General features: G+C 35.0%; 1 protein-coding gene. It reads right to left on the bottom strand.

Going from position 1 to position 963, the window contains the following annotated elements; genetic code table 11:
- Positions 1-297: 297 nt before the first annotated feature.
- Positions 298-924, bottom strand: coding sequence for a hypothetical protein (locus C6368_RS17005; RefSeq protein ID WP_107040412.1), 627 nt, complete (start codon positions 922-924; stop codon positions 298-300).
- Positions 925-963 lie beyond the last annotated feature (39 nt).

Raw genomic sequence — 963 nt, forward strand, 5'->3', positions numbered from 1 at the left:
CAGAAAACTGGAGAAAAACTTTAAGCATCATTAAATCAGCAACATAAAAGAAACGACAAAGTCGTAATGGAGAAGTTATGGCTTAGAAATAGTGAAATAGACATAAAAACAATGGAACATCTGGTAAATACTCCTTTTTAAGAACAAAGAATTGTAATCAACCAACTTAAATTCGAAATGCACGCTCATAATCAAAGCGTAACACACTAAAATATTTTTTCAAAAACAAGGTATCAAATCGCTTTCCCCATACGTTCGGCAAGCTCAGTACAGGTGGGAAAATCCGGATNCCACCTTTTATTTTAATTTTATTTCTATCCTTTTATTATTTCTGTCAACTTTAATCCAATCATCTGCATTCTCGGAATAAATGCAATCTTCCAAGCTTAATCCCTGTTCAAATCTATAAATTGATTGTTCTCCGAAGAGGATGGTCATTTCATATATTTCTTGACCACTAACTCCTGTCCAAGCTCTTGTTCTTATCGCGCGATTTTGCTTTAATTTTTCAAGTGCCAGATTTTCTATATCGCTAGGGATCGGGTCAATCCCATCGCACCAGAATCCTCGTAAGCTCTCATCTTCTAATTGGTCAAAAGGCAGAGAAAATTCCAAAAGTGAGCAAAAGTCTTGATTAAAGATTGGTTCTTTCATATTGTAGTTAAATGCTCCACATTTTGGACATTCAATATTTTCTTTATCCAAGTCACTGTAATCACACCTTCCGCACTTTCCATATTTTTTGTTCAGGTGGTCCACAATTATTTTCGCCTCTCTATGGGCTATTTTTTGTTCGTCCATTAGTTGTTTAACAGCGAATAGCTTTAAATCTTGGTAAATAAGTCCATAAAGTTTAAGCCTTGCCTCTTCGGTCAAGTTCAAATCAGGGATTTCATTTTTGCATTTAGTGCAAGTTTTTGTCATTCAGTTTTAATTGGTGGTAACGTCCAAGCTACGTATTGT

Origin of the sequence: Brumimicrobium mesophilum, assembly GCF_003025005.1 — a bacterium.
Classification (GTDB): domain Bacteria; phylum Bacteroidota; class Bacteroidia; order Flavobacteriales_D; family Crocinitomicaceae; genus Brumimicrobium; species Brumimicrobium mesophilum.